Annotated in this window: 11 protein-coding genes; 3 read left to right on the forward strand and 8 right to left on the reverse strand. The window is 72.8% G+C overall.

All coding sequences use genetic code 11. The features are described 5' to 3' along the window. Nucleotides 1-10: 10 nt before the first annotated feature. Both ABGB14_RS14820 and ABGB14_RS14825 read right to left on the reverse strand, forming a co-directional pair. The gene (locus ABGB14_RS14820; protein WP_347644194.1) at nucleotides 11-3,958 is read right to left on the reverse strand and encodes an AAA family ATPase; all 3,948 of its coding nucleotides are present in this window, start codon (nucleotides 3,956-3,958) and stop codon (nucleotides 11-13) included. Further along, the gene (locus tag ABGB14_RS14825) at nucleotides 3,959-5,068 is read right to left on the reverse strand and encodes an exonuclease SbcCD subunit D (RefSeq protein ID WP_347644195.1); all 1,110 of its coding nucleotides are present in this window, start codon (nucleotides 5,066-5,068) and stop codon (nucleotides 3,959-3,961) included. A gap of 107 nt (nucleotides 5,069-5,175) precedes the next feature. Here ABGB14_RS14825 and ABGB14_RS14830 point away from each other — a divergent pair, with 107 nt between their 5' ends. Beyond that, nucleotides 5,176-6,669: a prolyl oligopeptidase family serine peptidase gene (locus ABGB14_RS14830; RefSeq protein WP_347644196.1), complete on the forward strand. Its 1,494-nt coding sequence runs from the start codon at nucleotides 5,176-5,178 to the stop codon at nucleotides 6,667-6,669. Here the strand turns inward: ABGB14_RS14830 and ABGB14_RS14835 are convergent. Beyond that, entirely contained in the window at nucleotides 6,642-7,571 is a 930-nt protein-coding gene (locus tag ABGB14_RS14835; protein ID WP_347644197.1) for an alpha/beta hydrolase, read from the reverse strand. The two genes, ABGB14_RS14830 and ABGB14_RS14835, sit on opposite strands and share 28 nt — an antisense overlap. Nucleotide 7,572: 1 nt before the next feature. Next, nucleotides 7,573-8,442, reverse strand: coding sequence for an enoyl-CoA hydratase-related protein (locus ABGB14_RS14840; RefSeq protein ID WP_347644198.1), 870 nt, complete (start codon nucleotides 8,440-8,442; stop codon nucleotides 7,573-7,575). Between the two features lie 238 nt (nucleotides 8,443-8,680). On the opposite strand from ABGB14_RS14840, the gene ABGB14_RS14845 reads away from it, so the two are divergent. After that, nucleotides 8,681-10,165 carry an LCP family protein gene (locus ABGB14_RS14845; protein ID WP_347644199.1) on the forward strand — a complete coding sequence of 495 codons (1,485 nt, stop codon included), beginning with the start codon at nucleotides 8,681-8,683 and terminating at the stop codon, nucleotides 10,163-10,165. Between the two features lie 25 nt (nucleotides 10,166-10,190). Here the strand turns inward: ABGB14_RS14845 and ABGB14_RS14850 are convergent, their stop codons facing one another. From ABGB14_RS14850 to ABGB14_RS14865, 4 genes are read right to left on the reverse strand one after another with little or no spacing between them, the layout of a single operon-like run. Continuing rightward, a complete protein-coding gene (locus tag ABGB14_RS14850; protein ID WP_347644200.1) occupies nucleotides 10,191-11,138 on the reverse strand; it encodes an asparaginase in 948 nt (315 codons plus the stop codon). After that, nucleotides 11,131-11,952 carry an amino acid ABC transporter permease gene (locus ABGB14_RS14855; RefSeq protein WP_347644201.1) on the reverse strand — a complete coding sequence of 274 codons (822 nt, stop codon included), beginning with the start codon at nucleotides 11,950-11,952 and terminating at the stop codon, nucleotides 11,131-11,133. Before ABGB14_RS14855 ends, ABGB14_RS14850 begins: the two co-directional genes overlap by 8 nt. 31 nt (nucleotides 11,953-11,983) lie before the next feature. Then, nucleotides 11,984-12,628: an amino acid ABC transporter permease gene (locus tag ABGB14_RS14860; RefSeq protein WP_347644202.1), complete on the reverse strand. Its 645-nt coding sequence runs from the start codon at nucleotides 12,626-12,628 to the stop codon at nucleotides 11,984-11,986. Beyond that, nucleotides 12,628-13,536 (reverse strand): glutamate ABC transporter substrate-binding protein, encoded by a 909-nt coding sequence (locus ABGB14_RS14865; RefSeq protein WP_347644203.1) that lies wholly within the window; start codon nucleotides 13,534-13,536, stop codon nucleotides 12,628-12,630. The genes ABGB14_RS14860 and ABGB14_RS14865 overlap by 1 nt, the downstream gene beginning before the upstream one ends. Nucleotides 13,537-13,644: 108 nt before the next feature. Between ABGB14_RS14865 and ABGB14_RS14870 the strand changes: the two genes are divergently transcribed. Then, a complete protein-coding gene (locus ABGB14_RS14870; protein WP_347644204.1) occupies nucleotides 13,645-14,781 on the forward strand; it encodes an ROK family transcriptional regulator in 1,137 nt (378 codons plus the stop codon). The last annotated feature ends 12 nt before the right edge of the window (nucleotides 14,782-14,793 follow it).

The raw sequence follows: 14,793 nt of genomic DNA on the forward strand, positions 1-14,793 counted from the left end.
GGGGACGGTCTCAGCCGGCGCGCACCGGGGCCAGGGTGGATCCGGTGCGGGTCTTGGTGACCTTGAGCTGGGCGGGGATCCGGGACCTGAGCTCGGCGACGTGGCTGACGATGCCCACCGCCCGCCCTCCGTCGCGCAGCCCGTCGAGGATGTCGAGGACGCTGTCGAGGGTGTCCTCGTCGAGGGTGCCGAAGCCCTCGTCCACGAAGAGCATGCCGAGCTCCGCGCCACCGGCCTCCGCCGTGACGACGTCGGCCAGGCCCAGCGCCAGGGCGAGCGAGGTGATGAAGCTCTCGCCCCCGGACAGCGTCGCCGGATCGCGGTCGACGCCGGTCCAGCCGTCGGCCACCCGCAGCCCCAGCCCGCCGCCGGAGCGCGCCCGGGACCCCGCCGTCTTCCGCAGGTCGTGGCGTAGCAGGTAGCGCCCGCCCGACATGTGGTCGAGGCGTTCGTTCGCGGCGTCCACGACCTGCCGCAGCCGCTCGCCCAGCACGAACGACGACAGGCTCATGCTCCACCGGTTGTCGCCGGACGTGCCGCCGGCCAGCGCCGCCAGCCGCTCCGCCAGGCGGTGCCGGTCGGCGGCCGGGCGCCAGCGTTCGAGCCGGCCGGCCAGCTCGCCGTACAGATCCTCCAGCCGTGCCACCCTCGCCACGGCCCTGTCGCGAACGCTCGACAGCCGCGTGTGCGCCTCCTCCAGGGCGTCGCGTTCCGCCTCGATCGCGGCCAGGTCGGGCGCGGGTTGGGCCGCGGCGGCGACCAGCTCGGGGTCGGCCAGGGTGCTCATGACGGCGGCGTGCTCGTCGTCGAGGCGGCGCAGCAGCTCCGCCTTGCGCTCCCGCTCGTCCGGGCTCCTGGCCGCCGCCTCCGCTTCCGCGACGTCCGCGAACCCGGCCTCGGCCGCCGCCTCTTCCGCCGCCTGCCGGGCTCTGTTCAGCTCGTCATGGGCCGCTGCCGCCGCCTGCGTGGCCTCGCGGGCCTCCCGCAGCAGCTCGGCCTCGTCGCCGAGCCTGGCCAGGCGGGCGGTCAGGGTCGGGTCGCCGCCCCGCGCCGCGTCCAGGCGCGCCCCGAGCCTTCCGGCGTCACCGCTCAGCTCCTCGTGTCTCGTACGGCAGGCCGCCAGCCTCGCGCCGACCCTGCGGCGCTCCTCCTCCTGGTCCTGCCGTTCACGATGGAGCCGCGCCGCCTCCCTGGCCAGCTCGTCCTCCCGCCCGGCCGACTCCCGCAACCTCCGCAGCTCCTTCTCGGCCTCGGCCAGCACGACCGCGCCATCGACCTCCTGCGCGCCGTGGGAACCCCCGTCGCCCGCCATCTCGCTCGAAGCGGTGTCCTGACCGATAGGGCGTGGCCCCGCGCCACGGTCGCCTCCCTCGGCACCCGGACGCGCGAGACCACCGGCCGCCGCCGGCGCGGCGGGGCCGTTGTCCGCGGCGCCTGGACGCGGAAGGGCGCCGGCTTGCCCTGGCGGTCCGGCGGCGCCGGTCGTGGCGAGGCCGGTCGTGGCGAGGCCGGTCGTGGCGAGGCCGGTCGTGGCGAGGCCGGTCGTGGCGAGGCCGGTCCGGAGGCGGGCGCGTTCGGACCGGAGCTGGGTGAGGTGAGCGCGGTGCGCGGCGAGGGTCTCCGCGATCTCCATGGCCCGGTCCCCGACCTGCTCGCGTTCGGTCTCGACGCGGTCGAGCGCGTCCGCCAGGGCAGGCTCGCGGGCCGCCACCGCCTCCAGACGGGCGACCTCCTCCTCCGCCCGCAGCACCTGCTCCCCGGCCTCCGCCACATCAAGGCCTCCCGTGGCCTCGACCGCGTCGGCGTGCCTGGACTCCAGCGAGGCGAGCGCGCGTTCCGCCGCCTCGCGTTCGGCGAGTGCGGCCTCGTGCTCGGTCTCGGCCGCGTGCTCGTCGTCGGCCGAAGGGGCGCTCGGGGCGGGAGCGGCAGGATCGGGATGGTGGTCGGAGCCGCACACCGCGCACGGCTGCCCGTCGGCCAGGTCGCGGGCCAGCTCCGCCGCCATGCCGTCGATGCGGGCCTGGCGCAGGTCGAGCCACCGTTCGCGCAGCGACTGGGCCTGGTCGACCAGCACCTGATGGGCGGCGACGGCCGCGTCCAGCTCGGCGGCGAGGCTCTCCCGGCGGTGCGCGGCCTCCAGCGCGAGCCTGGCGGCGTCGAGGCTCGCGGCCGCCGCGGGGATGGCCGCCGCCTGCGCGCGTACGTCGGCCAGGGCCGCGTTCGCGTCGGCTATCCGGCCTGGGAGCTCGGCCTGGGCGGCGAACACCTCGGCCTCGCGCTCCGACAGCTCGACCAGCTCGGCCGCCAGCCTGGCCAGCTCGTCGTCGATCTCGATCAGGTGGGCGGCGGCGTCGCGCATGGCCTGCGCCGCCGGGATCCTGGCGGCGTCCGTACGCGCCTCGGCGAGCACGCGCTCGGCCCGCTCGACGAGGCCGGGCAGGACGGCCAGCCGCTCCGCGACGGCCTCGTCGGCCTCGACAAGAGCGGCCAGTTCCCCCTCCACGCGCAGAAGGTCACGCCTGACCACCGACAGCCTGGCCTCTTCCGTGAGCAGCTCCGACAGCCGCGCGATCTCGGCCTGCCGCTCGCGTTCGAGCACCGCCAGCTCGGCGGCCGAAGGGACCGTCGATCCCCCGTGACGCCCCGGGCCCGGGCGAGCGTCCCCACGCCCGTCGGGGGTCGCGACACCCTCGTGCGCCCCGGCCGACGGATCGCTCTCATGCCCTCCGGAAGGTGCGGCGCCGTCGCCCTGGTGCACCGGACGGCTTCCCCGCCCTCCGGAGACCGCGGCGCCGTCCCCTTGGAGTATGGGATCGGGCGGGTGGTTCGCGGGCCGCCCGGAGGAGTGAGCGCCGAGGGCCGGCCGTTCCGTGCCGGGGGCGGGTGGGGTGGTGGTCAGGAGGGGGCGTGCCCGGGCGAGGGCGTCGGCGGCCAGGGTGCGGGCCTTGGTGGCGGCCTCCGCGCGTTGCCTGGCGGCGGTGACGAGCGGGATGACGCGGTCGGCCCTGGCGGCGTCGTCGAGCATGGCCTGCAGGTCGGCTCTCTCGTCGGCGCGCTCGTCGAGGGTGCGGCGGAGGGTGAGCGCCTCGGCGTGGCGGCGCCGGCGGTCGGCCAGGGAGGCGGCCCGTTCGTGCCGGAGGCGGGCGGAGCGCAGCGCCTGGCCGGCTGCGGCCCGCTCCTCGGTGGCGCCGTGCACGACCGCCCGCGCGGCGTCGAGCAGAGCCCCGGCCCAGCGCAACGGGTCGGCCTCCGGCGTGAGCCGCTCCGCGTCCCCGGCTTGGTCGGCGGCGTCGCCGGCGGCCTCCTCGACGCGTTTGATCGCGAAGTCGACCTGCTGCCTCAGCTGCTGGGCCGCGCGCCAGGCCTGTTTGCGGTGCTCGGCCAGCCACGCCTCCGCCTGGGTGAAGATCTTGACGGTGAACAGCCGTTCGAGCAGCTTGGCGCGCTCGTCGCCGCCGGCCCGCAGGAACTTGGCGAACTCCCCCTGCGGCAACATCGCCACTTGGCAGAACTGGTCGGCGTTCATGCCGAGCAGCTCGCCCACCAGGTGCCCCGCCTCGTCGAGCCGGGTGGTCAGCCCCTGCCAGGACGACCCCCGCCGCTCGGAGACGACGACCTTGGCCTTCTCTTCCGTGAACCCGGTGCCGCGCAGCTTGGGCCGCTGCCAGGTGGGTGAGCGCTGGATGCGGAGTAAGCGGCCGCGGATCGTCACCTCGAGCGTGACCTCAGGCCCTGTCGTGCGCGGGGCGTGGTCGCAGCGCAGGCTGCGGGCGCTGTTGCGCTGGCCGGGGACCTGGCCGTAGAGGGCGAAGCAGAGCGCGTCGAGGATCGTGGTCTTGCCCGCCCCCGTGGGCCCGTGGACGAGGAAGAGGCCGGCCTCCGCAAGGGCGTCGAAGTCGACGGTCTCGGTGCCGGGAAAAGACCCGAAGGCCGTGAACGTGAGCCGGTGCGGCCGCATCTATGCCATCGTCTCCTTCACCCTCGATGCCTCGATGGCCTGTCTTAGCAGGGATTCCTCATCAGGCGCCGCAGGCTCGCCGCGCACCTCGCGGACGAAGTCGAGGGCGACCTCTGCCTCGGGCCGCCCGCTCAGGCGCGCGGGCCGGACGGCGGGGAGGGCGCCGTCGGGCTCGAAGGCCAGGGCGAGGGTGTGGGGGAACCGGGCGCGCAGCCGCTCCATCGCGGATTTGGGCCGGACGGCGTCGGTCAGGGTGACGTGGAGCCAGTGGTCCTCGAGACGGGCGTGCAGCGGAGAGGCGAGAATCTCGTCGAGGCGGCCCTTCAGGGTGCCGACGGGACGGGGCACGGGGGCGGCCACGAACTCCGTCTCCCCGCCCAGCGTGACCAGCCAGGAGCCCTTGACGTGGCCGGCCTCCGAGAAGGAGTAGGCCAGCGGCGAGCCCGAATAGCGCACGGTCTCGGACATGCGCTGTCGCCCGTGCAGGTGGCCGAGCGCGACGTAGTCGACCCCGTCGAAGACCGGCAGGGGCACGTGGGCCACCCCGCCCACGCTGATGTCGCGCTCGCTGTCGCTGGCCTGCCCGCCGGTGACGAAGCAGTGCGACAGGACCACGGAGGCGCGGTGGCGGGCGGCGTCGGCCCTGACGCGGGTCATCGCGTGGGTGAGCGCCGCGGTGTGGCTGCGGTCGGGCAACTCCCAGCCGGCCCGGACCAGCTCGGGCTCCAGGTAGGGGATGCCGTAGAAGGCGACGTCGCCGACCAGCACCGGCTCCCACGCCTGGTCGGGGCGCGTGCGCACGTGCACCCCCGCCGTCTCGAACAGCGCCGAGCCGAACCTGAGCCGCAGCGCCGAGTCGTGGTTGCCGCTGATCAGCACCACCCGCGCCCCTGCGGCGCGCAGCCGGGCGAGCGCGTCGTCGAGCAGCGCGACCGCGTCGACCGGCGGCAGCGCCCGGTCGTAGACGTCTCCGGCGATCGCCACGACGTCGACCCGCTCGGCCCGCACCGTCTCCACCAGGTGGTCGGCGAACGCCGCCTGCGCCGCGAGCAGGCTCTCGCGGTGGAGCGAACGCCCGAGATGCCAGTCGGACGTGTGCAGGATGCGCATGTCGCAGGAAGCTAACAGGTCTCACCGACAAATGCGGGCTCACCCGTCTCAGGAGCCGGGAGTACGCTGGACGATCGGCGGGCAAACCAACGCACATGGGGAGGCCGATGCGCACGGGCCGTGGCACCTTGAGCGTGGCCGCCGGTCTGGTGCTGGTGGCTCTCGCGACGGTCGGATACGTCCTGCCACCCGCATTCGACCCGCCGCCGCTCAAAGCCGATCCAGCTTTCCAGTCGATCCCGGCCCAGCCGGTGGCCGAACTGGAACCTGTGGCGGCGACCGCCTCCGTCCGCAGGGAGCAGATCTCGGTCGCCGGCGAGGGGCAGCGCCTGGAGGGGACGCTCCGGGTGCCGCTGACGCCTGGGCGGCATCCGGCGATGGTGTTCGTCTCCGGCTCGGGGAACGGGTCGCGGACCGAGTTCACGCCGCAGGCCGAGTTCCTGGCCATGGCGGGCGTGGTGACGATCGCGTTCGACAAGCGCACGATCGGCTACAACTTCCGCGACCGCGACTTCGGGCTGCTCGCCGACGACGCGCTGCGCATGGTGGAGTATCTGCGCACCCTTCCCGAGGTGGATCCTTCGCGCATCGGGCTGTGGGGGGTCAGCGAGGGCGGCTGGGTGGTGCCCGTCGCGGCGGCGAAGAGCAGCGCGGTGAAGTTCCTGGTGATGGTGTCCTCGCCGAACGTCTCCCCGCTGCGCCAGGTCGCGTGGGCGCTGAACGAGCAGCTGCTCAGGCTGCACGCCCCGATCGGCGTACGCGACCTGCTGACCAGGGCGATGGGCGGGGTGGGCTTCGACTTCCTGCGCTACGACGCGATGCCGGCTTTAAGCCAGGTCAAGCAGCCGGTTCTGGCGTTCTACGGCACCACCGACCCCTCGATCCCCTTCGTCGAGTCCACCCAGGCGCTGATCACGGCGATGAAGAAGGCGGGCAACGACGACTACACGATCCGCTTCATGGCGCGCGGCGACCACGCCATGCGGGTCCACGGCGGTGACTTCACCCAGGGCTATCTGGAGACCCTCGCCAACTGGATCATCGGCCTGCCGGGCACCGCGGAGCCGTCGGTGCACATGGCGGGCGCCACCCCGGTCCAGCGGTTCGAGGCCAGCGACGTGCCCGCCGCCCCCTGGTACGCGGGCGGCACGATGCTGGGGCTGACGATCTGCCTGGCCGCCGTCGGCTACGTGGCGGGGCCGGTCGCCGCCATGGTCGTCCGCCTGCGCGGCCGCGCGGGCGTCACCGCCGAGGCCAACGCCCGCCTCTGGCCGCCGCTGCGGCGCAGGCTGAGCAGGATCGCGTGGACGAGCCTCGGCCTGCTGATGTCGGTCGTGGCGTTCATCACGCTGCTGGTGCTGTTCTCGGTGAACCAGGCGGGCGCCTGGCCCGCCGTGCTGGCCGGCTGGCTGGTCGTGCGGGTGCTGGCGGTGTGGATGCTGGTCCAGGAGGTCACGGCGGTGGCGGCGCTCGTGTCGGCGCTGCGCGAGGGCATGCGGCCGAGCCGCTGGCAGCACGTGGCGATCGCGGGCGTGCTGGGCGGCACCGGCCTGCTGATGGTGGCGGCGGCCTACTACGGGCTCTTCTCGTTCCCGTGGTAGACGAAGGCGTTCATCCAGCGGTCGAGCTCGCCGAACACCTGCTTGCGCACCGGTTCGGCCGACAGCACCAGGTCGTGCAGGCCGTCCGCGATGCGTACGCACGTGACGTGCGGCCCGACCGAGGTGGACCAGCGGGCCATGTGCCGGGGGTCGAGCACGATGTCGGCCGCCCGTGCCTCGGGAACGAAGTCGCGTACGCGCAGGCCCGTCGCCGAGGTGAGGACGAGCACCGGCACGTCCACCGACAGGCCGGCGTGCAGCCGCCGCTGGGCCCTGCGGATGGCGGCCAGCCACATGGCGTGCACCGAAAAGCCGCCCAGGGGCTTGAGCTCCAGGTCGTAGTCCCATTCGCCCTGCAGGCTGCGGTGCAGCGTCTGCCCGTAGACGGTGCTGGATCCCAGCGGGATGACCCGGCGGGTGTAGGACAGCGGCGTCTTGAGCAGGTCGGCGGCCAGGCGCAGCGGCGTGGGCACGTTGAGGTCGAAGAACGGGCTGTTGAGCACCAGCCCCTGCACCAGGCCGCGGCCTCGCACCCGGTCGGCCCACAGGGGCACGATCAGGCCTCCGGTGGAGTGGGCGTTGATCGTCAGCTCGTCGTGGTCCTGCCTGATGATGCGGACGGCCTCGTCGATCTCGGGGAAGTAGTCGGTGACGCTCCTGATCAGGCCCCTGGTCTGGTGGGGCAGCAGTGAGCGGCCGTACTTGCGCAGGTCGAGGGCGTAGAAGTCGATGCCGCGGCTCACGTAGTGCTCGGCCAGGTGGTCCTGGAAGAAGTAGTCGGTGAACCCGTGCAGGTAGAGCACGGCCCTGCGGGTGGGGGTGGTGGCTCTCCTGGCGACCAGCGTCGCGACGACCGCGCCCTCGAAGTCGTCGGGCAGGGGCAGCACGGTGATCTCGTACACGCTAGACACCATAGGGATCGTCGGGCCACGACGGCACGCCTGGCGGGAGATCCTGGCTGACCGTCATCGGGAATTCGGCGGGCCGTTTCTCCAGGAAGGCGGTCACCCCTTCGACCGCGTCGGGCGCGCCGCCGAGCTCGGTCATGAGCCGAGAGTCCGCCGCGTGCGCCTCCCACGGGGAGGCCGCCGACAGGCCGGACCACATCAGCCTGCGGACGGCGGCCACGGAGACGGCGGAGGTGTTCGCGGCGATCTCCCGAGCCAGCGCGTACGCCGCGGGCAGCAGCTCGTCCGCCGGGTACACCCGCGAGACCAGCCGCCCTTCGAGCGCCTCGGACGCGGGGAAGATCCGGCCGGTGGCCGCCCACTCCATGGCCTGGGCGATGCCGACGATCCTGGGCAGGAACCAGCTGGACGCGGCCTCGGTGACGATGCCGCGCCGCGCGAACACGAACCCGAACCTGGCCGTGTCCGCGGCGAGACGGACGTCCATGGGCAGCGTCATCGTGACCCCGACGCCCACGGCCGGGCCGTTGATCGCGCCGATGACGGGCTTGAGCGACCTGGCGATCCTGAGCGCGACCGTGCCGCCGCCGTCGCGGGGCGCGCCGTTCACGCGTTCCCGCTCGCCGGGCTCGCCGCGGCGTCCGAACGTGTCGCCGCCGCCGCTCAGGTCGGCTCCCGCACAGAACGCGCGGCCCTCCCCGGTCACCACCACGGCGCGTACGTCGTCGTCCGCGTCGGCCCTGTCGAACGCCTCGATCAGCTCCGCGCGCATGGTGAGGGTGAAGGCGTTGAGGCGTTCCGGGCGGCGCAGCGTCACGGTGGCGACACGATCGGCCACCTGGTATCCGATCTCGGTGAAGACCATGAGTAGAATCATATTCGGTTGCTGATGTTCATCCTCCGATAAGGACACATTTCGCATTCGCTGCGTAGGCTGCCGCCTCGATCAGACCTGAGACGGGCCACGTCAGCGGCCTGCCTCGGGCAGCGAGCTCCGCGTCTTCGGCGAGCCACACCGCCGGGTCCACCACAAGACGCGGCGATCGCGCCTATGGTGGACATCGCGGGGAAACGGGGAAGGCGTGCGGCAGGCGAAGGAACCGATGAGCGCCGGAGCGGTCCTGGGCTGGCTGGTGCTGGGTGCGCTCGCACCCGGCGCCGCTCATCTGCGCGCCGGATGGCGCAAGACCGGCCTCGTGCTGCTCTCCTGCTACGCCGCGCTGCTGCTGGGCCTGCTCGCCCTGGGCCTGCTGACCGACAACCTGCTCGGCTCGCTGACCGAGAACTCCTGGCTGACGGCGATCCTCGTCGGCGCGTCCGCGCTGGGCGTGGGGTGGTTCGCCCTCATCGTGCACTCGTTCGTCGTGCTGCGGCCGGGGCGGCTGCCGCAGGCGGGGCAGATCGTCACCGGCACGCTCGCGGGGCTGCTCGCCGTCGTCGTCGTGGTGCCGTTCGGCGTGGTCGCGCAGTTCGTCTGGACCTCGCAGCAGACACTCGACGGCATCTTCCAGCAGCCCCCCGCCGACGACGGGGCCCCGGAAGCGGCCGAGCCGGAGCCGGAGAACCCGTGGGCGGGCCGGCGCCGGGTCAACATCCTGCTCCTCGGCGGCGACGCCGACGACGACCGGGTCGGCGTGCGCACCGACAGCATGAACCTGGCCAGCGTCGACGTGGAGACCGGCAACACCGTGCTGTTCAGCCTGCCGCGCAACCTGGAGGACGTACGCTTCCGTCCAGGCACGCCGATGGCCGAGCGTTTCCCCGGCGGCTTCCGCCTGCCCGCCGACCCGGGCGGCGGCCGGAGCGACCTGCTCAACAGCGTCTGGGAGTACGCCGACTCGCACCCGGAGATCTTCGGCGGCAAGGAGCACCAGGGCGCCCAGGTGCTGATGGACACGATCGGCTACACCCTGGGTGTCAAGGTCGACTGGTACGCCCTGGTCAACATGTGGGGGTTCGCCCGGCTCATCGACGCCATCGGCGGGGTCACGATCACCGTCGAGAAGGACGTCGTGTTCGGCAGGTACAACGAGGGCCTGGTCAAGGCCGGCACGCGCAAGCTCAAGGGCGCCGACGCGATGTGGTACGCCCGCTCGCGCACGTACAGCGACGACTACACGCGGATGCGCCGGCAGCGCTGCGTGCTCGGCGCCATCCTCGACCAGGCCGACCCGGCGACGGTGCTGACCAGGTTCAACAAGATCGCGCTGGCCACCAAAGAGCTGATCAGGACCGACATCCCCCGGCCGATGCTCAAACACCTGGTCCCGCTCGCGCTGAAGGTCAAGAACGCGAAGGTGTCGAGCGTGCAGTTCGTGCCGCCGCTCATCAACACCGGCTACCCCGACTGGGACAAGATCCGCGACGTCGCCGACAAGGCCATCCGCGACTCGAAGAACACCAAGCCCGCCGTCGCCGCCTCGGCCACCCCGTCGCCGGAGCGGCCCGCAAAAACGGGGAAGGCGGACAAGCCGTCGAAGGAGACCACCGAGCCGCCGGCGAAGAAGACCGGCGACGACCCGGGCGACCCGGGCGACCCGGCCAAGGGCCTCACGGACGGCTGCGGCTCCTCACTGGCGAACAGCTGACCAGGCGCTCCCCCGGGGGGCGCGGTCAGGACAGCCTGGTGACGATCCGGCCCACCGGCACGCCGCCGCCCAGCACGTCCACCCGCGCGAACGCGGCCGCCCCGCCGACGTCGCAGCCCATCAGGCGCAGCACCTCTATCGCGATGGCGGTCGTGGCGCGCGGGCTGCCGTCGACGACCTTCACCGCCACCGAGTGCCCCGACTCCAGCGCCACGACCAGCACGCCCTCCGCGCCGCCCTTGGCCAGGGCGCCGGGCAGCGCCCGCATCAGGCCGGTGTTCTGGTGGCCGGTGCCGCCGACGTACTCGGGGTGCTCGCGCATCGCGTCGGCGACCTGGCGCGGCCCGCTGCCCGGCGCGGCGGTCACCAGCCCCCGCACCGCCCGCGCGAGGCCGGTCAGCGTGAGCCCGTACAGCGGCGCCCCGCACCCGTCGATCGCGACGTGCGCGGCCTTCTCCCCCGCCAGTTCCTCGGTGACGGCGCGCACGTGCAGCTGCAGGGGATGCTCGGGAGCCAGGTAGCCGGGCACGTCCCAGCCGGCCGCCACGCAGGCGGCGAGCATGGCGGCGTGCTTGCCCGAGCAGTTCATGCGCTCGCGGGAGACGTCCTGGCCCTGCCTGACCAGCTCGCGCATGGTGGGCTGGTCCTCGGGCCACGACGGAGGGCAGGCCAGCGCCTCGGCGCCGAGGCCGTAGTCGTCGAGCAGCTCGCGGACGAGGCGTACGTGGAAGTCCTCGCCCGTGTGGCTGCCCGCCGCGATGGCGAGCCTCGGCCCCGCCAGGGCGGCGCCCGCCGTCAGGCAGGCCAGCGCCTGGAACGGCTTGGCCGAGGAGCGGGGCAGCACCGGCGCGTCGACCGGGCCGAACGCCACCTCCGTGCGCCCGGAAGGGCCGAGGCCGACGGCGCTGCCGTAGTGCACGCTCTCCACGAACCCCGACCGGATCACTTCGGCGAGCAGGGCGAGTTCAGGCACGTGCGGGTCTCCTTCTGAGCGGGGTGGGCCGGCGGGCCTCCAGCGTGCGGGCCAGCTTGGACAGCGAGGCGTTGACCACCAGGTAGATGAGCGCGACCACGAGGTACGTCTGGATGACCAGGTGGTTGTAGGCGGCCAGGACCTTGCCGCTGTAGAGCAGTTCGCCGTAGCTGACGATGAAGCCCAGCGAGGTGTCCTTGAGCAGGCCGACGGACTGGCTGACGATGGACGGCAGCACCCGCCGGGCGGCCTGGGGCAGCACGATCAGCCGCATCGTCTGGAAGCGGGTGAGCCCGACGGCCAGGCCCGCCTCGGTCTGGCCGCGCTCGATCGCGTTGATGCCGGCGCGGAAGATCTCGGCGAAGGCGGCCGCGTTCGAGACCGTCAGCGGCACGACCAGCTTCCAGAACAGCGGCAGGTCCATGCCGTAGCGCGGCAGGGCGAACAGCACGACGTACACCAGCAGCAGGGCCGGGATCGTCCTGACCACCTCGACGTATCCGGCGGCCGGGAGCCGCACCCACCGGCGCGGCGAGAGCCGGCCCAGCGCCAGCAGCAGGCCGAGCGCCATGGACAGCGCCGCCGAGACGACGGCCGCGAGGAAGGTGGACCACAGGCCGTCCAGGAGGTAACGCCACATGGGCCAGGTCGCGTACGGCTGCCAGCGCGCGGCGTCGAGCTGCCCGTTCGCGGCGAACTGCCGCACGGCCAGGGCGACGAGCGCGACGGCGGCGAGCGTGCCGAGCACGGTCGCGATCCGGATGCGCCTTCTGGCCCTGGGCCCCGGCTCGTCGAAGAGCGCGGTGCTCGTCATCGGAGTGCCCGCCTCGGGAGTGGGTGGAAAGTCATCGGAGGATCACCAGCCTCCGTTCGAGGCGCCCGGTGACGAACCCGGCCACGGCGGCGATCAGGGCGTAGGCCACGCCCGCGCCCACGAAGATGGGGATCGGCTGCGCCTCGACGAGATTGACCCGGTTGGCCGCCGCCGTCAGGTCGACGACGCCGACGGCCGCGGCGAGCGCGGTGTTCATGGTCGTCATGATGAAGATGTTGCCGAGCGGCTGGACGACCGTGCGCAGCGCCTGCGGCAGGATGACGTGCCGCAGCGACTGGCCGAACGTCAGGCCGATCGCCCTGGCCGCCTCGCCCTGGCCCTTCGACACCGAGTTCACCCCCGAGCGCAGGGCCTCGGCGACGTAGGCGCCCTCGTACACCGCGATGACCACGATGGCCGTCTCCAGCAGACCGGCCTGGATGCCGATCTCCGGCAGGCCGAAGAACGCGAGGACGAGCAGCACGAGCAGCGGCAGGTTCTGGAACGCCTCGACGTAGGCCGTGCCGAGGGCGCGCAGCACCCCGACCGGGCTGACGCGCAGGGCGCAGACCAGCACGCCCAGCACCGCCGCGCCCGCGAAGGACCCGGCGGTGAGCTGGAACGTCACGACCAGTCCCTGCCACAGCTCGGGCAGATGATCCAGCAGGACGGACATCAGGACCCCGGCACGGAGCCGATCCGCGGCGGCTGCGGAGCCTCGCCGGTCACGACGGTGCCGATGGACTTCTTCCAGATCTGCTGCCAGACCCCGGTGTCCTGCGTCTTCTTCAGCCAGTCGTTGAGGAACTTCTTGAACGTGTCGTCACCGTGCTTGAGCCCGATGCCGTAGGGGTCCTCGGTGAACGGCTTCGTGACGATCTCGATCGCCGGGTCGGCCTTGGCGTCGGCGATGAGGATCGTCTCGTCCTGCACGTACGCGACGCCGCGGTCCTGCTTGAGCGCCTGGACGCACTCGGGGTCGCTGCCGAACGTGATGATCTCCGCCTGCGGCGCCAGCTTCTTGATCGCGGGAATCGCCGGGGTGTTCGCGCCCGCCAGGACCTTCTTGCCGTTCAGGTCCTCCGGCTTGGCGATGCCCGTCGTGCCCTTCTTCACCGCGATCGTCAGACCGGAGGCGTAGTACGGGCCCGCGAACGAGACCTGCTTCGCGCGTTCCTCGGTGATCGTGTACGTCTGGAAGACGACGTCCACGGTGCCGTTGGCGAGCAGCGCCTCACGGGTCTCCGACGCCGAGTTGACGATCTTCACCTTGGGCTCGCCGAGGATGTAGGTGGCCAGCGCCTTGCCCATCTCCGCGTCGAACCCCTCGACCTCGCCGGTGACGGGGTTCTGCTGGGAGAGCAGGGGCGCGTCCAGCGAGCCGCCCACGAGGAGCTCGCCGCGCTTCTTGATCTTCTCCATGGTCGAGCCGGGCAGGATCTCGGCCGCCGTCGCGACGGGCGCCTTGGCCAGCACGTCGGGGCCGCTGCTCGGGGACTCGCCCGGCACGGCTGGGCTGCTCGACTCACCGCAGGCCGCCAGGGTTAACACCGCGAGGACGGCGGCGGCGACAAACCTCTTCATGAACAGCTCACTTCCTTCGATATCGAAGATAAGCCGGACCGTAGTGGGATATTTCGCACTAAGTCAATACGTTGTCGTCTGAAGTCAACGCATGGTAGGTATTTTCACATGAACCAGCGGCTGCCCGTGCAGGGGGCACAGGGTGACCTGCTGCGACTCGTCGCCACCGGCAAAGCCGAGTCACGCGCGGACCTGGCGCGTTTATCCGGCCTGGCCGCGTCCAGCGTGTCGCTGCGCGTCGAAGAGCTCCTCGACGCCGGCCTGCTGGCCGAGGAGGGCTCCGGCACGTCGCGCGGCGGGCGGCGGCCCCGGCTGCTGCGCCTGTCGGACACGGCCGGCGTGCTCGCGGTCGCCGATCTGGGCGCCCACCACGTGCGCCTCGGCCTGCTCGACCTCAGCGGCGCCCCGATCGTGATCGAGGAACGGCCCTGCGAGATCGCCGACGGTCCCCGCGCCACGCTCGACCGCATCGCCGACGCGTTCGACGCGCTGCTGGCCGAGCACGTGCCCGCGGCGGTGCCGCTGCGCGGGATCGGCACCGGCATCCCCGGCCCCGTGGACCCGCTCACCCTGCGGGTCGTGACGCCCTCGCGCATGCCCGGCTGGAACGACTTCCCCGTGGCCGAGCACCTGGCCACCCGCTACGACCTGCCGATCCTGGTCGAGAACGACGCCAACCTGATGGCCGCGGGCGAGACACGATGCTGGCCGGACCGCCGTAACCTCATGGTCGTCAAGGCAGGCACGGGCATCGGCTGCGGCGTCGTCGTGAACGGCCGCCTGCACAGGGGCCGGGGCGCCGCCGGCGACATCAGCCACGTCCGCGTCCGCTCGGACTCGTCCGTCATCTGCGCCTGCGGCCATCCCGACTGCCTGGAGGCCTACGCCAGCGGCGCCGCCCTGATGGCCGCCCTGTCGGAGGCCGGGATCCCGGTGACCCGCACCGGCGACATCGTGGGCCTGGTCAACGACGCGATCCCCGAGGCGACCAGCCTGGTGCGCAACGCCGGCCGGCGGATCGGCGAGGTCCTCACCGTGCTGGTGAACTTCTTCAACCCGGACGTGGTGGCGGTGGGCGGCAGCCTGTCGGCGGCCGAGCCGCTGATCACCTCGATCCGGGCCGCCGTCTGGGAACGCTGTCTCCCCCTGGCCACCAGGGACCTGGAGGTGGTGCCGGCGCGGGCCGGCCGCGACGCCGCGCTCCTGGGCGCCGGCGCCCTGCTCCTGGAGGCCGCGCTGACCTGACGTGCCACCTGG

This window comes from Nonomuraea sp. B10E15 (genome assembly GCF_039871615.1).
Lineage (GTDB): Bacteria > Actinomycetota > Actinomycetes > Streptosporangiales > Streptosporangiaceae > Nonomuraea.

Coding starts and splice junctions, on each gene's coding strand:
- ABGB14_RS14855 (WP_347644201.1), bottom strand. CDS start 11,952: ATGACGAGCACCGCGCTCTTCGACGAGCCGGGGCCCAGGGCCAGAAGG.
- ABGB14_RS14865 (WP_347644203.1), bottom strand. CDS start 13,536: ATGAAGAGGTTTGTCGCCGCCGCCGTCCTCGCGGTGTTAACCCTGGCG.
- ABGB14_RS14820 (WP_347644194.1), bottom strand. CDS start 3,958: ATGCGGCCGCACCGGCTCACGTTCACGGCCTTCGGGTCTTTTCCCGGC.
- ABGB14_RS14845 (WP_347644199.1), top strand. CDS start 8,681: ATGAGCGCCGGAGCGGTCCTGGGCTGGCTGGTGCTGGGTGCGCTCGCA.
- ABGB14_RS14840 (WP_347644198.1), bottom strand. CDS start 8,442: ATGGTCTTCACCGAGATCGGATACCAGGTGGCCGATCGTGTCGCCACC.
- ABGB14_RS14825 (WP_347644195.1), bottom strand. CDS start 5,068: ATGCGCATCCTGCACACGTCCGACTGGCATCTCGGGCGTTCGCTCCAC.
- ABGB14_RS14830 (WP_347644196.1), top strand. CDS start 5,176: ATGCGCACGGGCCGTGGCACCTTGAGCGTGGCCGCCGGTCTGGTGCTG.
- ABGB14_RS14870 (WP_347644204.1), top strand. CDS start 13,645: ATGAACCAGCGGCTGCCCGTGCAGGGGGCACAGGGTGACCTGCTGCGA.
- ABGB14_RS14860 (WP_347644202.1), bottom strand. CDS start 12,628: ATGTCCGTCCTGCTGGATCATCTGCCCGAGCTGTGGCAGGGACTGGTC.